Origin of the sequence: Pseudomonas sp. LFM046, from assembly GCF_000949385.2 — a bacterium.
Taxonomy (GTDB): domain Bacteria; phylum Pseudomonadota; class Gammaproteobacteria; order Pseudomonadales; family Pseudomonadaceae; genus Metapseudomonas.
Genome location: NZ_JYKO02000001.1, coordinates 1 through 14,427, shown reverse-complemented (window position 1 = coordinate 14,427; position 14,427 = coordinate 1). Strand labels below are relative to the sequence as shown.

Genomic DNA, 14,427 nt, shown 5'->3' with positions numbered 1-14,427 from the left:
AAATCTCAAACGGAATCCTAGGGTGCGGGAAACTCGAGGGCAATAGCCCGTTCGATAAAATCAACAAAAAGTCAGTGCAGTTTGTCGAAATCCTGATCAAAGATGACCAGAAGCGGCACCATCGTTCAACATCGCGAACAAGGCATCTCGCGTGGACGCACGCCCGCGAGATGGGTATGATTGCGGCCCCATACGCATCCGTAGCTCAGCTGGATAGAGTACTGCCCTCCGAAGGCAGGGGTCGTGGGTTCGAATCCCGCCGGATGCGCCATCTACAGAAAAGGCCCCAGGAGCAGTCCTGGGGCCTTTGTTTTTCCTGCGCCTGCCGGCCAGTGGGGCGGCAATCCTTATTCCAGCAATCCCAGCAAACTCTGCTCAAATGTCGACTTGAGTACCGCGTCGCTGGCCGCCAAGCAGTACAGCTCCAGATCCTGGCTTCAGCACATCTGCATCGAATCGTTCTACGGCGGTTTCGATCAGCACAGCCAACTGCCTCGCATCGACATTATCGAAGTACTGCGCTGCGGCGGCTCTGGCAGCTCGGCCAATTCGTCTATAGATATCTGTTCAGTCAAATGAGCGCCTTTTCCAACGCCTTGAATCTACGACGCGTAAGGGTATTTTCCCGGCGGCATTGGCCGCCGCAGTCAAATGGCCGGCAAATGAGCGACGCGAGTGGAAGCGGCTGAAATCGCGCGGTTCCCCATGCCTGCGCGCTGGCGGCGGCCCGTCCAATCAAATGACCGTCAAATGAGTTCAAGCCCAGCTCGGCACATAGCGATAGGCCTTGCGATTGGCCTTGGGGTCATACAAGCGAATCAAACCCGCCTCAATGGTCTGTTTGATGATCCGGCTAACCATGGCGCTATTGCCCTCGTCGATCTGGAAGCGCTCACGCAGCGAAGTGTTATTCATTGGCTCACGGTTCACGTACTTCAGGCAGCAATGCTGGTAACAGGCGCGAATACGATCCTCCTGCTCCATATCTCTGTAGTCTTTGTGCGCGAACAGCACCACGCGAGTGTGCTCGTCCGTCTGTTCGAAGATGGGCGCGGGGAGCTGGTACAGCTCCGTCTGGGCAATGACCTTGTCTATACCGCTGCCACGTTCTTCGCAAATGCCGATGCGGCGCATGAACGAGGCCAGCACCTCGTTGCGGCTGCGTGGTGGGCTGTCGAGAAAGCGCTGCGGGTCCACAAGCGGCACGCCCGGGTTGGTAATTTCCATGCGCCGCTCGAACAGTTCGATCATCGGCCCGGTGCCACTCAGATTGAAGTCCTGGTGGATGATGGCATTGGCCACCAGCTCACGCAGGGCCAGCTCCGGATACATGGGCACGTCCTGGCGAAAGGCCTTGCCGATTTCCTCGTTGGACGGGAGCAGCGTCTTCAGGGTGTCGATCAACCCTTCGAAGCCCAGGGCGTAGCCCTTGTTACCCGTGAGTTCGCGCAGGGTTTCAAGCTTGCCGTTGCCCTTGTAGTGAATAAGGCGCACGGCCTTGCGCCCCAAGGCCGGGAAATCTTGTAGGCGCTTGGCGAAGAGAATGGCGCCCAGGTTGCTGATATGCCATTGACCGCTATCGCTACGCTGGATCATCCGGTCGGCCGCCAGCGCGGCGAGAATTGCCTCGCGCCCTTCCGGTAGCGGCTGGTGGGTCAGGTCGAAGTAGGCCGGGTAGTCGAGCAGCTTGAGCACCTGGTCGACGCCAAGATTTTGCGCGGCCAGTTGCTGCTCGAAGGGCACACGGTCGAACACCCGCCAGAGCGCCCGTTCCTTTTCCGGAAAGTCGCGCAGCTTCTTCTTGTAGGAACCGACGCGGATATATTCGATGCCATCGAACTGCACCGGGTATGGCTAGCCGCCTGGACTTCTAGTATCACCACCGGCTGGCCGTCGGCGGCGGCAAATTCGAAAAAGCGGAAATGGATCTTCGGCGCGGTCTTCTGCAACAGCCAGCTTTCCAGCTCCTGCTGCCTGTAGCGAGTGGTAGAGGGCTTGAAGGTCGTGCCGATCACGCTATGGCTGACATCCTCAACGCCCCAAACCAGATAGCCATATTGCTTACCGAGCAGGGCAGCGGCATTGGCCAGCGCCGAGATATATTCGCCGATCATTGGCGCATCGTCGTTGTCCTGCTTGAACTCCACCCACTCGGTTTCCTGTGGCAGCGCGCACAACTCCCTGAGCAGGGATTGCAGATAGCCAAGGTCACGCTCCACCGTCATCAGGCGATCCCCCATTCCTTTATGTCGCCAGGCTCCACCACACGCAGACAATCATCGGCAAGGGACCAGATGAAGGAAACCAGTTTGTTGTGGACCGCGTGGTTCACTGCAGATGCTTCGTCTCGAAAGGCTGACCAGCCAGGGGGATTTGATACGCCCCCGGTCTGGCGGCATGAGCCAGGCATCTTAACCAAAGACGCAGTTTCAGGGCTGACTTCCCGCCGACTGTGTCAATGTCAGCGGAACGGCACGGCAGCGGCCGTTGCCTTATCCCTCTTTCCCCGCCTATAGTCCGGCCCGCCACGGTCAATCCCGTGGCCGACCTTGGCCGGTCGTTCAAGTTGGCGTACAGCCGCCCATCCCCATCGCAGCGCTTCCGCGTATGCGATGTCGTGTCATGGCAGCTGTACGTGGGACACCTTCGGGTGTGCCGGATGCCAACTTTCCGGTCGGCCAACCCGCGTACAGTTGCCACCCTACTTCGCTTGGCCGCGAAGCGTGGCAGCTCTCACTTCAAGTTGGAGCTTCATATGCACACGGATTTCCCAACCCCCTCCGCCGAACTGATTCCCCTCACCGGCAATGCCAGGAGGACGCCTGTCCTGTTGCTCGACGGCAGCTGTTCCTCTCTCGACCTGCAAGAATGCGCCGACCTGCGTCTGAACGCGGCCAGGGGCCTGTTGCAAAGCCTGGCGTCGATAGAACCGGGCTACGCCGACGAGCGCGACCTGGTGCATTTCGCCCAGGCGGCGGAACTGCTGCTGACGGACGCCTGCGACCTGCTGCTGGCCGCGCGCACGGCGATGCGGCGGGAAGCGGACGGCTGAGCCCTCCCCGCGCGGTTGCAGCGTCACCCTCCTGTCACACACTGCCCTGCCCCTGCCAGGCTCCGCGACCGTTGGCGACGAAAGGGTCGTGAAGCCTGCACTCAGCCGGCGCGGTCGGACGTACGTTGCAGCCCCAGTTGGCAGTCATGCTCAAGATAGGGCGCACACCGAAAGACCATCGCCGCCCGGTTGTTCACGCCCAGCTTGGAGTAGACGCGGCGCAGGTGGGTGTTGACGGTGTGTTCGCTGATTTTCAGTTGAGCCGCGATCTGCTTGTTGAGTCGGCCGAGGCATACCAGCGTGGCGATCTGCAGTTCGCGTGCAGTGAGCAGCATCAGCAGCCTGTCCGACGAGTCGACGCCTGTGGCGAGAATCGCCGGTTCCATGCCCGACCGCGTCGGTTGGTGGGGTAGGTTCAACCTCTCGGCGAGCGCGGTCAGATCGGCCGCGCGCCATTCCCGTTTGTCTTCCATATTGACATTCCCTGGCCTCAGTTGCGCCGACACCACTACCCGCAGCCTTCCCCGGCGAGCGCATGCGTTCCGTACCACGGGGATGTCGGGCGGGTTTTGAGCGCCCACACTCCCACCCCGGCGGCTCGCCGTGCCATCCGACCAGCGCGGACAGTTCCAAAACAGGGAGTGCAAGCATAGTTGACCCCCTACCGCCGTGCCGGCCGCTGAAGAAATTTCATCTTGCGGTCATCTCGTCCGCCCTCGGGTCGTGCTGGCCTCGATCAGGGTCCGGTAGTCACGCAAGGGCGCCGGCTCGCGAATATCCAGCACCGCGGCGAGGTTGGCCCTGGGGCTCAGGTGCGGCACAAGGCGGGCGCTGGGCCCGGTCAGCAGGGGCGTCACACCGGGTCCGTGGCCGCTGACGGTGCTGTCGCCATGCACGATGACGCCAATGGTGACCCGCCCCGGCCGGTACAACGGGCCGCGCCGGTTGTCGGCATCGACGATGGCCACCAGGTCGCCGAAGCGCAGGCTGCCGAGCCGATAGCGCTCACGCAGGCCACGATCGGCGAGCTGGATGTCGTAGTCGCCGCGCCAGGTGCTGTTCTTGCCCAGGCCAGAGCCCATCAGCACCGAGGGCACCCGGTGGCTGACCGGCACCAGCAGCCGGCCGTCGCGCTCCTGGATGCCCCAGCGCCAGAGCAGCCGTGGCGCGCAATTGAGCAGCTCGATATCGGGATAGTCGAGCAGCCGCGCGCCGAGGCCGTGGCTGACGATCTGGATGCGATCGCCGATCTGCAGGCGGCTGAGCACCTTGGTCGGGAAGTCCACCAGGACGTGGTTGATGCCACCGTGCTTGCCGGTGACGACGCCCGCCTGCCCCGCGCAGGGGCCGCTGATCACCCGTGCGTGGTTGCCGACGCAGGCATAGGTCATCAGCGCGGTGTTCGGGCCATCGCGCGGGCCGACCACTTCGCGGCCGTTGTTGTGCAGCGCCACGCCAGGCTCGATGTGATCGCCAGCGAGGCCGATGCACGGGTCGCCGATCCGGTGATTGAGGACGATGCCGCCGGTGGCCGGCAGCACCCGCGGCACGCCGTCGTAGCCGATGCGGTAGGGGTTTGCGCGGCCGACCGGGTGGGCGATCTGGCCCGCCACGCTGACCATGACCAGCGCGCGTTCGTTCAGCCGCGGCCGGCGCCCGGAATCGGCGGCACGGTCGAGGGTCCTGGGTTCCCGGTACTCCTGCAAGGTCTCTGACATATCCATTGGCTCCCTTCTCCCGCACGGGGAGAGACTTAAAGCGGGTACCAGAAAATCCGCGCATCACCCCAGGGGTCGAGCGCGGCCTCATGCGCCGTCGACAGTTCGCTCTCCAGCAGTGCGTCCAGCTCCGGGTCCGGCTCGGCAATCGCCGGCAGCGGCTCTTCTACCGGCTGGACCGCGAGCAGGCTGGCAGCCGGCGCCAGCACATGCACCACCGCCAGCGGCAGCCCGGCCAGGACCAACGGCGCCGCACCGGCCTGCGCCAGCAACTGGCACAACCACTCACGCTCGGTGCTGGCCAGGGCGGCGCCGGATGTGCCGCGCGACAGCGCCTCGACACCGTCGGCCAGTTTCAGCGCGGCGATATCGCCGCAGAGTTGCGGGCCATGTTCCGTTCGGGTCGTCAGCACGAATGCCTGCCCCAGCGCCGCTGCCAGCGCGAGTGCGTCGAGACGCGCCAGCCGCAGCTCAGAGCGCCCGCCGCCGTCGCGTTGCCATTCCCGCTCGACCAGGCTGATGTGCAGGGTTTCAAAGCGCTGGATAAGGGCACTGCCGGCGCCGTTCTGCCACGCGCTCGGCAGGCTCGACTCGCTGGTGCAGTCGCCGATCCAGTGGAACGGCAGGTTGGCGCAATCGGTCTGCGTGCGCCGCTGCTCCCACAGGCGCAGCGACTGGGTGGCATTCACCTGCTGTGCCGAGTCCGCATGCAGGTCCGCGAACAGTTGCTCGGGGCGGCTCAGGAAAAACTCGCTGCTGTCGAGGATGTGCCAGAAGGCACGCGCCATCCACAGCTCCAGCCACGGCGCCAACCGCTCGACCAGTTGCGGGCCGAACGGTGTGGCCAGCGCCAGCGCGGGGTCCAGGACGCAGCTGCGGCGGCGCTGGCTCAGGGTGACGGAAAGATCGGGCTGTAGCATGGTGCTTACTCCCTGCCGCTGTCGGCCGTCCGAACTACCGGTGCCGCAACAACTTCCCTGTCATTGCGGGTCGTCAGGCGACGACCCGCAATGTCTGCGGCCGCTGGCCAACGGCGTCCTTGAGGGCAGGCGTGACGCCGGCGAAACTGCGGCCATCCGGCGTCATCCGGTACGCCGCGATCCAGGCTTCGGCGTGCGGGCCCAGCGGCCGTATGGTCGACTGGAAGAGGATCGGATCGATCGCCGTCTTGAAGTCGTTGTCAGCGATGAACTGCAGCAGCCGCCGTCCCGACTCGGCCATCTTGGCGCGCTGCGAGGGTTCGGCGATGCCACCCAGGTAGCGGTTGGAGACGATCTCGATGACATCCCACTTGGTATTGGCGTCGAAGGACTTCTTGATGTCGGGCGAGTCGAGCAACTGCAATACGGTGCGCAGGTAATGCCCGACCTCCATCGACAGCGAGAAGATGTTGCCGTAGGTGGAGCGATCCAGCGCGTAGCGCAGGTCGATGCCCAGGCGCTGGATGGTCGCCACTGAGCCGAAGGGGCGCTGGTCGATCAATTGGCCGCCGCGAATCACTTCGCCGATGAGCAGGTCGCGGAAGTAATGCGAGACCGCGACCATGAAGCCGACCATCTGGCGATGGAAGTTCTTGTTGACGATGGCCCCGGCCGGCGCCTGCGCGTTGCCGTAGTTGAACGCACGCCGGTAGGCGACCATGCGGTCCCGCGCCGAGTAGCGCAGCGGCTTCCATTTCTCCAGCAGGTACAGCCCGCGCGCGCCCGGCCCGCGCTGGATGCGCATCTTGCCGAGGCGGAACAGCCGTTGCAGCACGTCCACCACCTGGAACACTTTCATGCGCTCGTGCTGGTAGATGAAGTACAGCTCGGCGGCAGCATGCAGCTGGCTCGGCACCACCGAATCGTCGAAATCCGGCTGCACGTAGGGGTAGCTGATGTCCTCGAAATCGACCGGGCCCTCGCTGCCGAACCCGATCAGGTCGAGAAAGCCGTCGCGCCCGTTGCCATTGGCGGCCCCCTTGAGCAGTTGTTCGAAGCGCTGTTCGAACTGCACCTCGAACTGCTGTCGCTGTTCGGGGGCCAAATTGGCCAGTTGGTCGCGCAGAAAGGTTTCCCACAGGCGCTGAATGACTTCCGTCGTTTGAAAACTCATGGCCGCTCTCCCGGCAGGTTCACCTGGACTTGGTTGGTGCTGCTCTTGCGTTCATCGCCGCCTAGGCATCAGCGGGCTCCTGTTCGGCCAGCCTGGAGTCGCCGCTGGCCAGTTCGAACAGGCGGTAGACCTGGCCCTGCAGCTTGTTGCGGTTGCGCTTGATGTACGCGTCCGCGTCCTTGCCCTGCAGGCTCCTGGCATAGCCGACGAGTTCGCCGACGATGCGCTGCGCTTCCGCCTCGTTGATGTTTGGCACGCTGGCGAGCAGGACGTCTTGCTGCGCTTCCAGCGCCTGCGCGCTGGCCAGGAACTGCTCGTACCGCGCACCCTCCATCAGCGCCATGCCAAGCTGCTGGACGAGGGCGACGGCGGCTTCCGGGTCCGTGGCGGTGCCCGACAGATAGGAGCCTGGTTCGGGCGAGAGATCCTCCGTCTGTATGACGATGTTCGGGCCTTCGGCCACCTCGTCGCGCTTGAGCCCGCTGCGCTCGATACCCCTGACAAACATCTCCGCCGTGGTTTCCAGGGTCGGCGGCATGCCGATGTCCAGCACGTCGTAATCGGCGGCGCCTTCGACGGCGGAATCCAGCGCCTCGATGACCTTGCCCAGTTCGGCGGACCGGGTATTCAGGCTATTGCCGACGTGCAGCCGTACTGCCGACTTTCCATGTTTTTTCACGTGCATCATCCAGTCGTTGTTGCTGAGCACGATGCCGCGCCTGATCAGACGCACCAGCACGCCATCGCCATTGAAGATGCGCAGGTGGCTGATGCAGCCGGGCGCCATCGTCGCCACCATTTCACTCCATCTCGACTCCAGGTGGCCGGCAACGCGCAGCTCCTGGAGACGTGCGGACTGTGGCCCCGCCTCGGCCAGCACGCTGGCATCGGTGGACCAGCTGTCGTCGCTGTAGAAGGTTGGACGCAGCAGGCCCCTCAGGCGCTCCAACCCGGCCTCTATCGGCGTGACCGTCGTATTGAGGTCCGCGCGCTTGCCGCACTGCACTTCGATAAAGGACTGCCCTTTCTCGTTGCTCGAAATGAACAGCTCCGCGCGCGGCTTGAGCGAGCCGCCGCCATACACGCCGCACTCCAGCAATGCCGCGTCGATGATGTAGCTGTACGCGGAAGCCCGTTGCTCATGCAGGCCGAAGTCGGCCTCCGGACGGCCGAGCGCGTACAGGTCGATGGCGCGGTCGATGTCGTACAGCACCTTGTCGAGCACGATCTGGCGACTCACCCCGTCGCCCTCGCAGGCGCAATTGGCCAGGCAATCCAGACGATGGGCGAGCAGCGCGCGCTGATGGATAAGCTCCAGCAGGCGGCTTTCGGCACGCTGGTTGTCGCCATGGGCACCATACAGGCCGTAGAGCAGGATCGGTGGCCGGGCGATGCGCAGCAGGCGGAAGCCGCCTGCCGAGTCGAAGGCTTCGGCGAACAGCAGCAGGGCTTCGAGGAAGGCCGTCAGCGAGGGCGACTCAGGCGACACCAAGCTGCGGCTGACCGCGACCAGGTGGCGGAAGCGCGCCAGGTCGATCTGCGCGGTCGAGCCCAGGGCGCGCAGCCCTTCGCTTTCGCCTTGCGATGCACGTTGCAGCAGTTCGTCCATCACCCGCGCCAGTTCGTTTTCCACCAGCAGGGCGCGCAGGTCGCCATGGCCACGATCCTCCAGGGCCTTGAACAGGCGCCGGTAGGCATCCACGCCACGCGGCCACTCGCTCTGCCGATACGCTTCCTGGGCCGAGCCGATCAGGTTACGCAGCGCGTAGATCACCGCGTCGCGACGTCCCTGCAGCTCGGAATAAGGCGCCTGCAGCAGGAAGCGGCCACCGCCGAAGCCGATCTGGGCGAGCACTTCGCCCATCATCACCAGCAGCACGGCCGCTGCTTCATCCAGGCTCTGGGCGAACTTGCGGTAGTTCTGCGCAATGGACGGCGTCAGCACGCCGATGAGCCGAGCCAGCCGCGCATAGTCGTTCAATTGCCTGCGGATGCCGAAGACCTTGTCACGCTGGCGGGCATCGAGGGCGAAGCGGGCGGCCTGGTGACCCTCCTTCAGCGCCGAGCGGATGGCCTGCGCCCAGCCCCGAAGCTCCGGCACGATGTCCTTGACCAGGACGTTGCTGGTCAGCTCGCGCAGGTCGAGTTCGATGTCGTCGAGCGCCTGCTGCCATTCGGCATCGGTGGAGGTGGTGACCGGCACCGCAATGGCGGGCGTGTAACCGTTGGCCTGGGTGGGCAGTCCCTTGGCCTCGGTGGCGATCGAATGGGCGCGCGGGTCGGCCTTGTAGCGGTCGAGCAACGCCGTGGCGATCTGCCGCGGGTCGCTCGGATCGCCCACCTTCAGCTCGCGGCGGATCAGGTTGTCCAGTGCCAGGGTGCGTTGCTGGTTTTCCAGTGTCCCGGCGTTGCTGCCGCTGCCGGCAGGGGAAGCGGTGGTGCTCGAATAAGTGACCATGGTCTACCTCATCTCCATTGCAGCGTTAGGCGACAGACACGGGCTCACGTCGCGCCGCCACGCGTGGACGTGACTTCTCGGTTCGCGGAACGGGTTCGCCATTCAGGTACGCGGTGACCTGGTCGGCGAGGACGCGTGGGGCAATGCGGCCCGACGCCAGCGCATAGGCCGCCGCACTGACGACATGGCGCGGCGGCAGCGTCAGTTGCGATGCCCGGCCCTGCGTCAACAGGCGCGCGCCTTCGGTGATGCGCGCCTGGTCGGCAGGGCCGAATGGCAGGATGTCCACCAGGGCGCGCTGGGCCAGGTTGCGCCGCGTCTGGAAGGCGATTTCGTCGACCACCAGCGGGATGGTGCGCTCGGCGCTGCCGAGCAGGCGGGGCGGCAGCCGGTGGAAGCGCTTCGGGTCGTAGAAGGTGTTCCACAGCTGTGTCAGCTGGCTGGCGTCGCGTTGGAAGCCCAGCCGACGCAACATCTCCGCCAGGATCAGGATGCGCAGGTAGCCGGTGGGGTGGGCCCCGGGCCTGTAGGTCAGGACCCGCGGCGCCGGATGGGCGAGAAACTCCGCCATGCCCCAGGCCGCGGCCGGCCCGCCGAGCAGGATCGCCGCCAGGTCGGCGAAGATTTCCTTGTGCCAGCGGGCGTAGACCGAGGTGATGGCCGGGTCGCGCAGTTGCCCGAGCAACCGGCGGATTACCGCCTGGCGATTCTCCTGCCAGATGCCCAGGTCTGCCTGCAGGTTATGCGCGACCTCGTGCAGGAACACGGCCTGCCAGGGCTGGTCGCGATCCCACGGGATACGGATCAGCGGGAACGGGTTGGCCTCGCCCAGGAGGCGCGAGAGCTGCACGCCACGGCGCATGGTCGCCGGTGAATAGCCGTGCTCCATGTAGCAAACGGGTTTGAGCAGCGGGCCGTCGAAAATGCGGGGCGCATGCAGGCGAATCGCGTCGTAGCAGTCGGCTGCGATGGCGTCATGGGCCGACAACGCCGGACCGAAGCTGGTACCGCGCTGGGCGAACACTTCGAAGAACATGCCAAAGGCGCGGCGTGCCCGGTCCAGCTCACGCTCCACCAGCGCGATGTCGATCAGCACGCGATTGGCCGGTGCCTGTTCCCAGGTATTGGCCAGGTGCCGGTAGCGTCGCTTGATGTTCGCCTCGATACCGGCCAGACGCTGGTTCGCGACCTGGATATGGGCAGGCGACGGTGCATAGGGCAGATCCTGCGCGCGCAGGCCGACGAAGGCATTGTCGATGCGCGCCAGCCGTGACAGGCGCGCCGACAGACCCAGGACCTTGGTGCGCAGGAATTTCCGTATGTCCATGACCGTCGCCTCCTTGCCATGCCGCGTTCAACGCCCGATATGGATGGTCACCGGGCCACGAATCCGCAGGTGCCGATGCGCGCAATGCGGACAAACACCGCCCGCAGCGCGCGGAGTCACTCGCGTGGTGGCGCGGGTCAGCGGCCGGGCCAACTGGCGAACCTGTGCCGGGCGCCGGAGCACCTGTTGGGTTACGCGACGGACCACCTGCGGCATCGCCCGCGCCGGCACGCGCCGAGCGCGCACGGCCCGTTGCGCCGTGGTGACGATGCGCGGCACCGCGCGTGCGGCCGGGGCGCCCTGGCGGCGCACGAGGGTGCGCGTGGCCTGGGTCGCGCTGCGTACCAGTTGCCGGCGCTGCTGTTGCGGCAGGCGCGCGACGTTGGGCACCGCGCGGCGTACCGCGAGCCCGGCGACTATCGGCGCGGCGGCATCGATGGCGTCGTCGTCATAGCTGTCCACCAGTTCGTCGATCGCCTCAAACTCGTCGGCGCCATCGGCCAGCAGGCGTCCGGCCATGCCGGCGATGCGCCCGACCAGTTGCGCCTGGGGCAGCGGAATCGCACTGGCGATGGGCGCGACGACGCGCGCAACCCGGCCGATGCCGCGACCGACAGTACGCGCGATATTGCCCAGCCGCCTGAAGAACTCATCTCCGTCGCCGGCCTCCAGGGCATCGGCCACGGCATCTTCCAGCGAGTCGAAGCCCGCCTCGGCGTAACTGTCGGCGAACTCGTCGAAATCGTCGGCCGCCTGCCCCCGGCCGGCGATCCCGCCGAGAAACTCATCGCCTTCGTCGTATTCGTCGAACTCATCGCCCTCGTCGTATTCATCGAATGCGTCGTAGGCCTGCCGCGCCGGACCTTCCACGGCATCCATCAGGTCCTCCATCACATCGGTATCAAAGTCGCTCATGGCGTTCTCCTTCGCTTGCGCTGCTGTTTCAGCACGCGAACGTGCCGTGGATTGCGTTCATCGACGATGTATGACGAGCTCGACCGGCCCGTTCAGCCTTATCCGTTGCACAGGAGCGGTAGCGCCGCCCACTGCGGGCCCACCGGTGATCCCTATTTGCGCGAGGCGGCGAATCAGTTGCGGCCGCGCCGCAACCTGGCTGGCGGTGCGGCGGATCGCACGGGGCAGGGCTCGTGCCGGTGTCTGGCGGCGCTGCGCCGTGCGCGCGACGCCCTGTGCCAGGCGCGGCAATGCCCGCACCGCCTGTGGACCGCGACGTTGGGCCAGGGTCCGCGCCGCCTGGGTAGCGCTGCGTACCAATTGCCGACGCAGCGGCTGGGCGATTCCGGCACCGGCCGCGCGCTGCAGCACTGGCCGTACCAACACGCGTGCGGCAAGGCCGCCGAGCACCGGCAAGGCGCCGTCGAAGTCCTCTTCGGCCAGCCAGTCGGCCATGTCCTCGAACGCATCCAGTTCATCGAGCCCCTGCGCCTGGTATTGCTGCAGGATCGGCACCAGTTGCTGCAGCAGGCTGCCGAGAGGATCGGCCGACTGCGCGGCGCGGCCAGTGATCCGTCCGACACTGCCGGCGATCCCGCCCACCTGGTTGGCGATGCTGCTGGCACGCCCGGCAACGTTGCCGACACGTCCGGCGATCCCCCCAACGCGGTTGGCGACATGGCCGACCCGCCCGGCCACCCGGCCGACCTGACCGGCAGCACGGCCGACCGTACGGGCGATGCCGCCCACCTGGCGGGCCCCACCACGCACATTGTGCGCTAGCTGGCCTGCACCGCGGGCGCCACGCCCGACCAGACCGGCCAGCCGGCTGACTCCACCCAGCAGGCGGCCGAAGAATTCATCGGCATCACCGGCATCCAGGGCATCGGCCATCACGTCCTCGAAGGCGTCGAGCAACTCGGTTTCGTCGTATTCGTCGGCGCCTTCGTCGAACCCGTCGCCGGCGTCGTACTCGTCCAGGGCAAAGGCTTCGTCGATGGCTTCGTCGGCAAAATCGGCTTCGTCTTCCATCGCATCGCCCATTGCCTCGTCGTAGGCCTCGCCGTCTTCGAATCCCTCCATATCCAGGCCTTCGTCCAATTCGTCGGCGGCGGCCGGGACGTCCGCGGTGAGTTCGTCCATCACGTCCTCATCAAACTGTTGGCTCATGGAAAACCTCCTGTAGCTGCGGCGGATGCCGCCTGGCTGCGAGCGCCGGACCTTGTGCGGCCGCTGTGTCAGTTCTAGTCGCGGGGGTGGAGGGCAACAATCGCCGGTTCGCGGTAGTCCGGGCGCGCTAGCGCGAACCGGGTAGCTCGTTCTGGGTAGCGGAATGAGTGAGGGCGGGGAGACGTGGACGGCCCGCTAAAGTGGGCGGAGGGGAGAGAGGGGCTGCTGGGCGTGCGTTGCTTGCGCGCACTGGCCGAGGGTTCGCGCCAGGCGTTGTGAGTGTGCCGCGACAACCCCGGCTCGCTGCCGGGGCCTTGTCATCATGCTCGGCTCAGAGGGCCATCTCGCCGCAGAGATCCAGCGTCAGCCAGCGCTCCACTTCAGCCTGGGGCAGGCCCACGCCGAGAAGGCTGAAGAGTTTGGCCAGCGCTGCTTCGCGGGTCATGCCGGCGCACGACACCAAGCCTGTACGGGCCAGGTGGCTGGCAGCGGCATAGACGCCGAACTTCACCGCGCCTTCCGGGCACTGGCTGATGGCGGCCAGCACTACGCCGCGAGCGCGGGCCTCCTTGAGGGCGGCGAGAAAGTCGGCGTTGTCCGAAGGGCCGGTGCCGCTACCGTAGCACTCCAGCAGCACGCCCTGGACGCCGCTGTCGAGCACAGCACGCAACTGCGCGGCGGAGAGCCCGGGGAACAGGGGTTGCACGGCGAGGCGCACCGGCTGGCGAGGCCTGCGGTAGTCGAGCTCTGCGGGTACGCCTTGCACGCGCTGGCCATGGCGCGGCCGACCGGCCTCGGCGAAGGCATCGAACGTATCGCTCCTCCGCTTCGTGACGCACACGCCATTGAGCAACTTGCCGTTGAAGTAGAGGTGCACGCCAGGGGCGACGCCTGCGGCGAGCAGCGCCAGGGCGCCGAAGAGATTGGGCCAGGCATCGCCGCCTTCGACGCCTGCGGGCTGCATGGAGCCAGTGAGCACCACCGGCACCGGCAGACCCAGAAGCAGGAAGGAGAGCGCGGCGGCGCTATAGGCCAGGGTGTCGGTGCCATGCAGCAGCAGCACGGCATCGCAGCCGTCCTTCTCCACACCGTCGACTATGGCATCGCGCATGGCCAGCCAATTGGCCTGGGTCATGTTGGCGCTGTCCAGCAGCGGCAGCATTTCGCGGAACACCCAGGGCGGCGCTGGGCGCTGCGGGTGGGCTGCCTGCTCAGCGCACAGCCTGGCTTCGAAGCCGGAGGCTGGAGCGAGGCCGGCATCGGTCATCTGCATGCCGATGGTGCCGCCGGTATAGAGCACCAGGAGCTTGCGGGAGGGGGACATAGCTTCTCCGTTATTGTTGTACCGCAGTCCCAGCCATCCTAAACCCGCTCAAGGCCTTGGCCTACGGGCTTTTGGTGGCATTTCGCGAACCAGCATTTCCCGCGCGCAAAGACAAACCCCCGACACGCCGGGGCGTATCGGGGGTTTGGGATAGAAGCTTGACGATGACCTACTCTCACATGGAGAAGCTCCACACTACCATCGGCGATGCGTCGTTTCACTGCTGAGTTCGGGATGGGATCAGGTGGTTCCAACGCTCTATAGTCGTCAAGCAATTCGGTAGGGGCCTCGTCGCAGGACGCGACCCCGAATCAGGTATGTGACAAGTTT

The 14,427-nt window shown here is 65.7% G+C and carries 13 protein-coding genes, 1 tRNA gene and 1 rRNA gene; 3 read left to right on the top strand and 12 right to left on the bottom strand.

The window, feature by feature from the left end; all coding sequences use genetic code 11:
• Positions 1–194: 194 nt before the first annotated feature.
• Positions 195–271: transfer RNA gene (locus TQ98_RS00065), tRNA-Arg, on the top strand.
• Positions 244–579, top strand: coding sequence for a hypothetical protein (locus TQ98_RS27525; RefSeq protein ID WP_146035980.1), 336 nt, complete (start codon positions 244–246; stop codon positions 577–579). Before TQ98_RS00065 ends, TQ98_RS27525 begins: the two co-directional genes overlap by 28 nt.
• 177 nt (positions 580–756) lie before the next feature.
• Here the strand turns inward: TQ98_RS27525 and TQ98_RS28005 are convergent, their stop codons facing one another.
• Together TQ98_RS28005 and TQ98_RS28000 are read right to left on the bottom strand one after the other, a co-directional pair.
• Positions 757–1,695, bottom strand: coding sequence for an ATP-binding protein (locus tag TQ98_RS28005; protein WP_242443024.1), 939 nt, complete (start codon positions 1,693–1,695; stop codon positions 757–759).
• Positions 1,656–2,225, bottom strand: a complete 570-nt coding sequence (locus tag TQ98_RS28000) for an ATP-binding protein (RefSeq protein WP_242443022.1) — start codon at positions 2,223–2,225, stop codon at positions 1,656–1,658. The genes TQ98_RS28005 and TQ98_RS28000 overlap by 40 nt, the downstream gene beginning before the upstream one ends.
• 530 nt (positions 2,226–2,755) lie before the next feature.
• Here TQ98_RS28000 and TQ98_RS00055 point away from each other — a divergent pair.
• Positions 2,756–3,052 (top strand): hypothetical protein, encoded by a 297-nt coding sequence (locus tag TQ98_RS00055; protein WP_052659152.1) that lies wholly within the window; start codon positions 2,756–2,758, stop codon positions 3,050–3,052.
• Between the two features lie 101 nt (positions 3,053–3,153).
• Here the strand turns inward: TQ98_RS00055 and TQ98_RS00050 are convergent, their stop codons facing one another.
• From TQ98_RS00050 to rrf, 10 genes are all read right to left on the bottom strand, one after another.
• Entirely contained in the window at positions 3,154–3,525 is a 372-nt protein-coding gene (locus tag TQ98_RS00050) for a helix-turn-helix transcriptional regulator (protein WP_044870905.1), read from the bottom strand.
• A gap of 228 nt (positions 3,526–3,753) precedes the next feature.
• Positions 3,754–4,770, bottom strand: a complete 1,017-nt coding sequence (locus TQ98_RS00045; protein WP_082073147.1) for a DUF4438 domain-containing protein — start codon at positions 4,768–4,770, stop codon at positions 3,754–3,756.
• Positions 4,771–4,805: 35 nt separating this feature from the next.
• Entirely contained in the window at positions 4,806–5,690 is an 885-nt protein-coding gene (locus TQ98_RS00040; protein ID WP_044870904.1) for a hypothetical protein, read from the bottom strand.
• A 73-nt stretch (positions 5,691–5,763) separates the two neighbouring features.
• On the bottom strand, positions 5,764–6,864 hold the full coding sequence (locus tag TQ98_RS00035; RefSeq protein ID WP_044870903.1) for a hypothetical protein: 1,101 nt from the start codon (positions 6,862–6,864) through the stop codon (positions 5,764–5,766).
• Positions 6,865–6,925: 61 nt separating this feature from the next.
• Positions 6,926–9,322, bottom strand: a complete 2,397-nt coding sequence (locus tag TQ98_RS00030; protein WP_052659151.1) for a hypothetical protein — start codon at positions 9,320–9,322, stop codon at positions 6,926–6,928.
• A 25-nt stretch (positions 9,323–9,347) separates the two neighbouring features.
• Positions 9,348–10,649, bottom strand: coding sequence for a hypothetical protein (locus TQ98_RS00025; protein ID WP_044870902.1), 1,302 nt, complete (start codon positions 10,647–10,649; stop codon positions 9,348–9,350).
• A gap of 27 nt (positions 10,650–10,676) precedes the next feature.
• Positions 10,677–11,564: a hypothetical protein gene (locus TQ98_RS00020; RefSeq protein ID WP_044870901.1), complete on the bottom strand. Its 888-nt coding sequence runs from the start codon at positions 11,562–11,564 to the stop codon at positions 10,677–10,679.
• Positions 11,565–11,621: 57 nt separating this feature from the next.
• A complete protein-coding gene (locus TQ98_RS00015) occupies positions 11,622–12,773 on the bottom strand; it encodes a hypothetical protein (protein WP_044870900.1) in 1,152 nt (383 codons plus the stop codon).
• Between the two features lie 331 nt (positions 12,774–13,104).
• Positions 13,105–14,097, bottom strand: coding sequence for an asparaginase (locus tag TQ98_RS00010; RefSeq protein WP_044870899.1), 993 nt, complete (start codon positions 14,095–14,097; stop codon positions 13,105–13,107).
• Between the two features lie 156 nt (positions 14,098–14,253).
• A 5S ribosomal RNA gene (gene rrf / locus TQ98_RS00005) occupies positions 14,254–14,369 on the bottom strand.
• Positions 14,370–14,427: the final 58 nt, after the last annotated feature.

What these genes read in the sequence shown, in the direction of transcription:
- TQ98_RS28000 (WP_242443022.1), bottom strand. Translation starts at nt 2,225, where the DNA reads ATGACGGTGGAGCGTGACCTTGGCTATCTGCAATCCCTGCTCAGGGAG.
- TQ98_RS00055 (WP_052659152.1), top strand. Translation starts at nt 2,756, where the DNA reads ATGCACACGGATTTCCCAACCCCCTCCGCCGAACTGATTCCCCTCACC.
- TQ98_RS00050 (WP_044870905.1), bottom strand. Translation starts at nt 3,525, where the DNA reads ATGGAAGACAAACGGGAATGGCGCGCGGCCGATCTGACCGCGCTCGCC.
- TQ98_RS00045 (WP_082073147.1), bottom strand. Translation starts at nt 4,770, where the DNA reads ATGTCAGAGACCTTGCAGGAGTACCGGGAACCCAGGACCCTCGACCGT.
- TQ98_RS00040 (WP_044870904.1), bottom strand. Translation starts at nt 5,690, where the DNA reads ATGCTACAGCCCGATCTTTCCGTCACCCTGAGCCAGCGCCGCCGCAGC.
- TQ98_RS00035 (WP_044870903.1), bottom strand. Translation starts at nt 6,864, where the DNA reads ATGAGTTTTCAAACGACGGAAGTCATTCAGCGCCTGTGGGAAACCTTT.
- TQ98_RS00030 (WP_052659151.1), bottom strand. Translation starts at nt 9,322, where the DNA reads ATGGTCACTTATTCGAGCACCACCGCTTCCCCTGCCGGCAGCGGCAGC.
- TQ98_RS00025 (WP_044870902.1), bottom strand. Translation starts at nt 10,649, where the DNA reads ATGGACATACGGAAATTCCTGCGCACCAAGGTCCTGGGTCTGTCGGCG.
- TQ98_RS00020 (WP_044870901.1), bottom strand. Translation starts at nt 11,564, where the DNA reads ATGAGCGACTTTGATACCGATGTGATGGAGGACCTGATGGATGCCGTG.
- TQ98_RS00015 (WP_044870900.1), bottom strand. Translation starts at nt 12,773, where the DNA reads ATGAGCCAACAGTTTGATGAGGACGTGATGGACGAACTCACCGCGGAC.
- TQ98_RS00010 (WP_044870899.1), bottom strand. Translation starts at nt 14,097, where the DNA reads ATGTCCCCCTCCCGCAAGCTCCTGGTGCTCTATACCGGCGGCACCATC.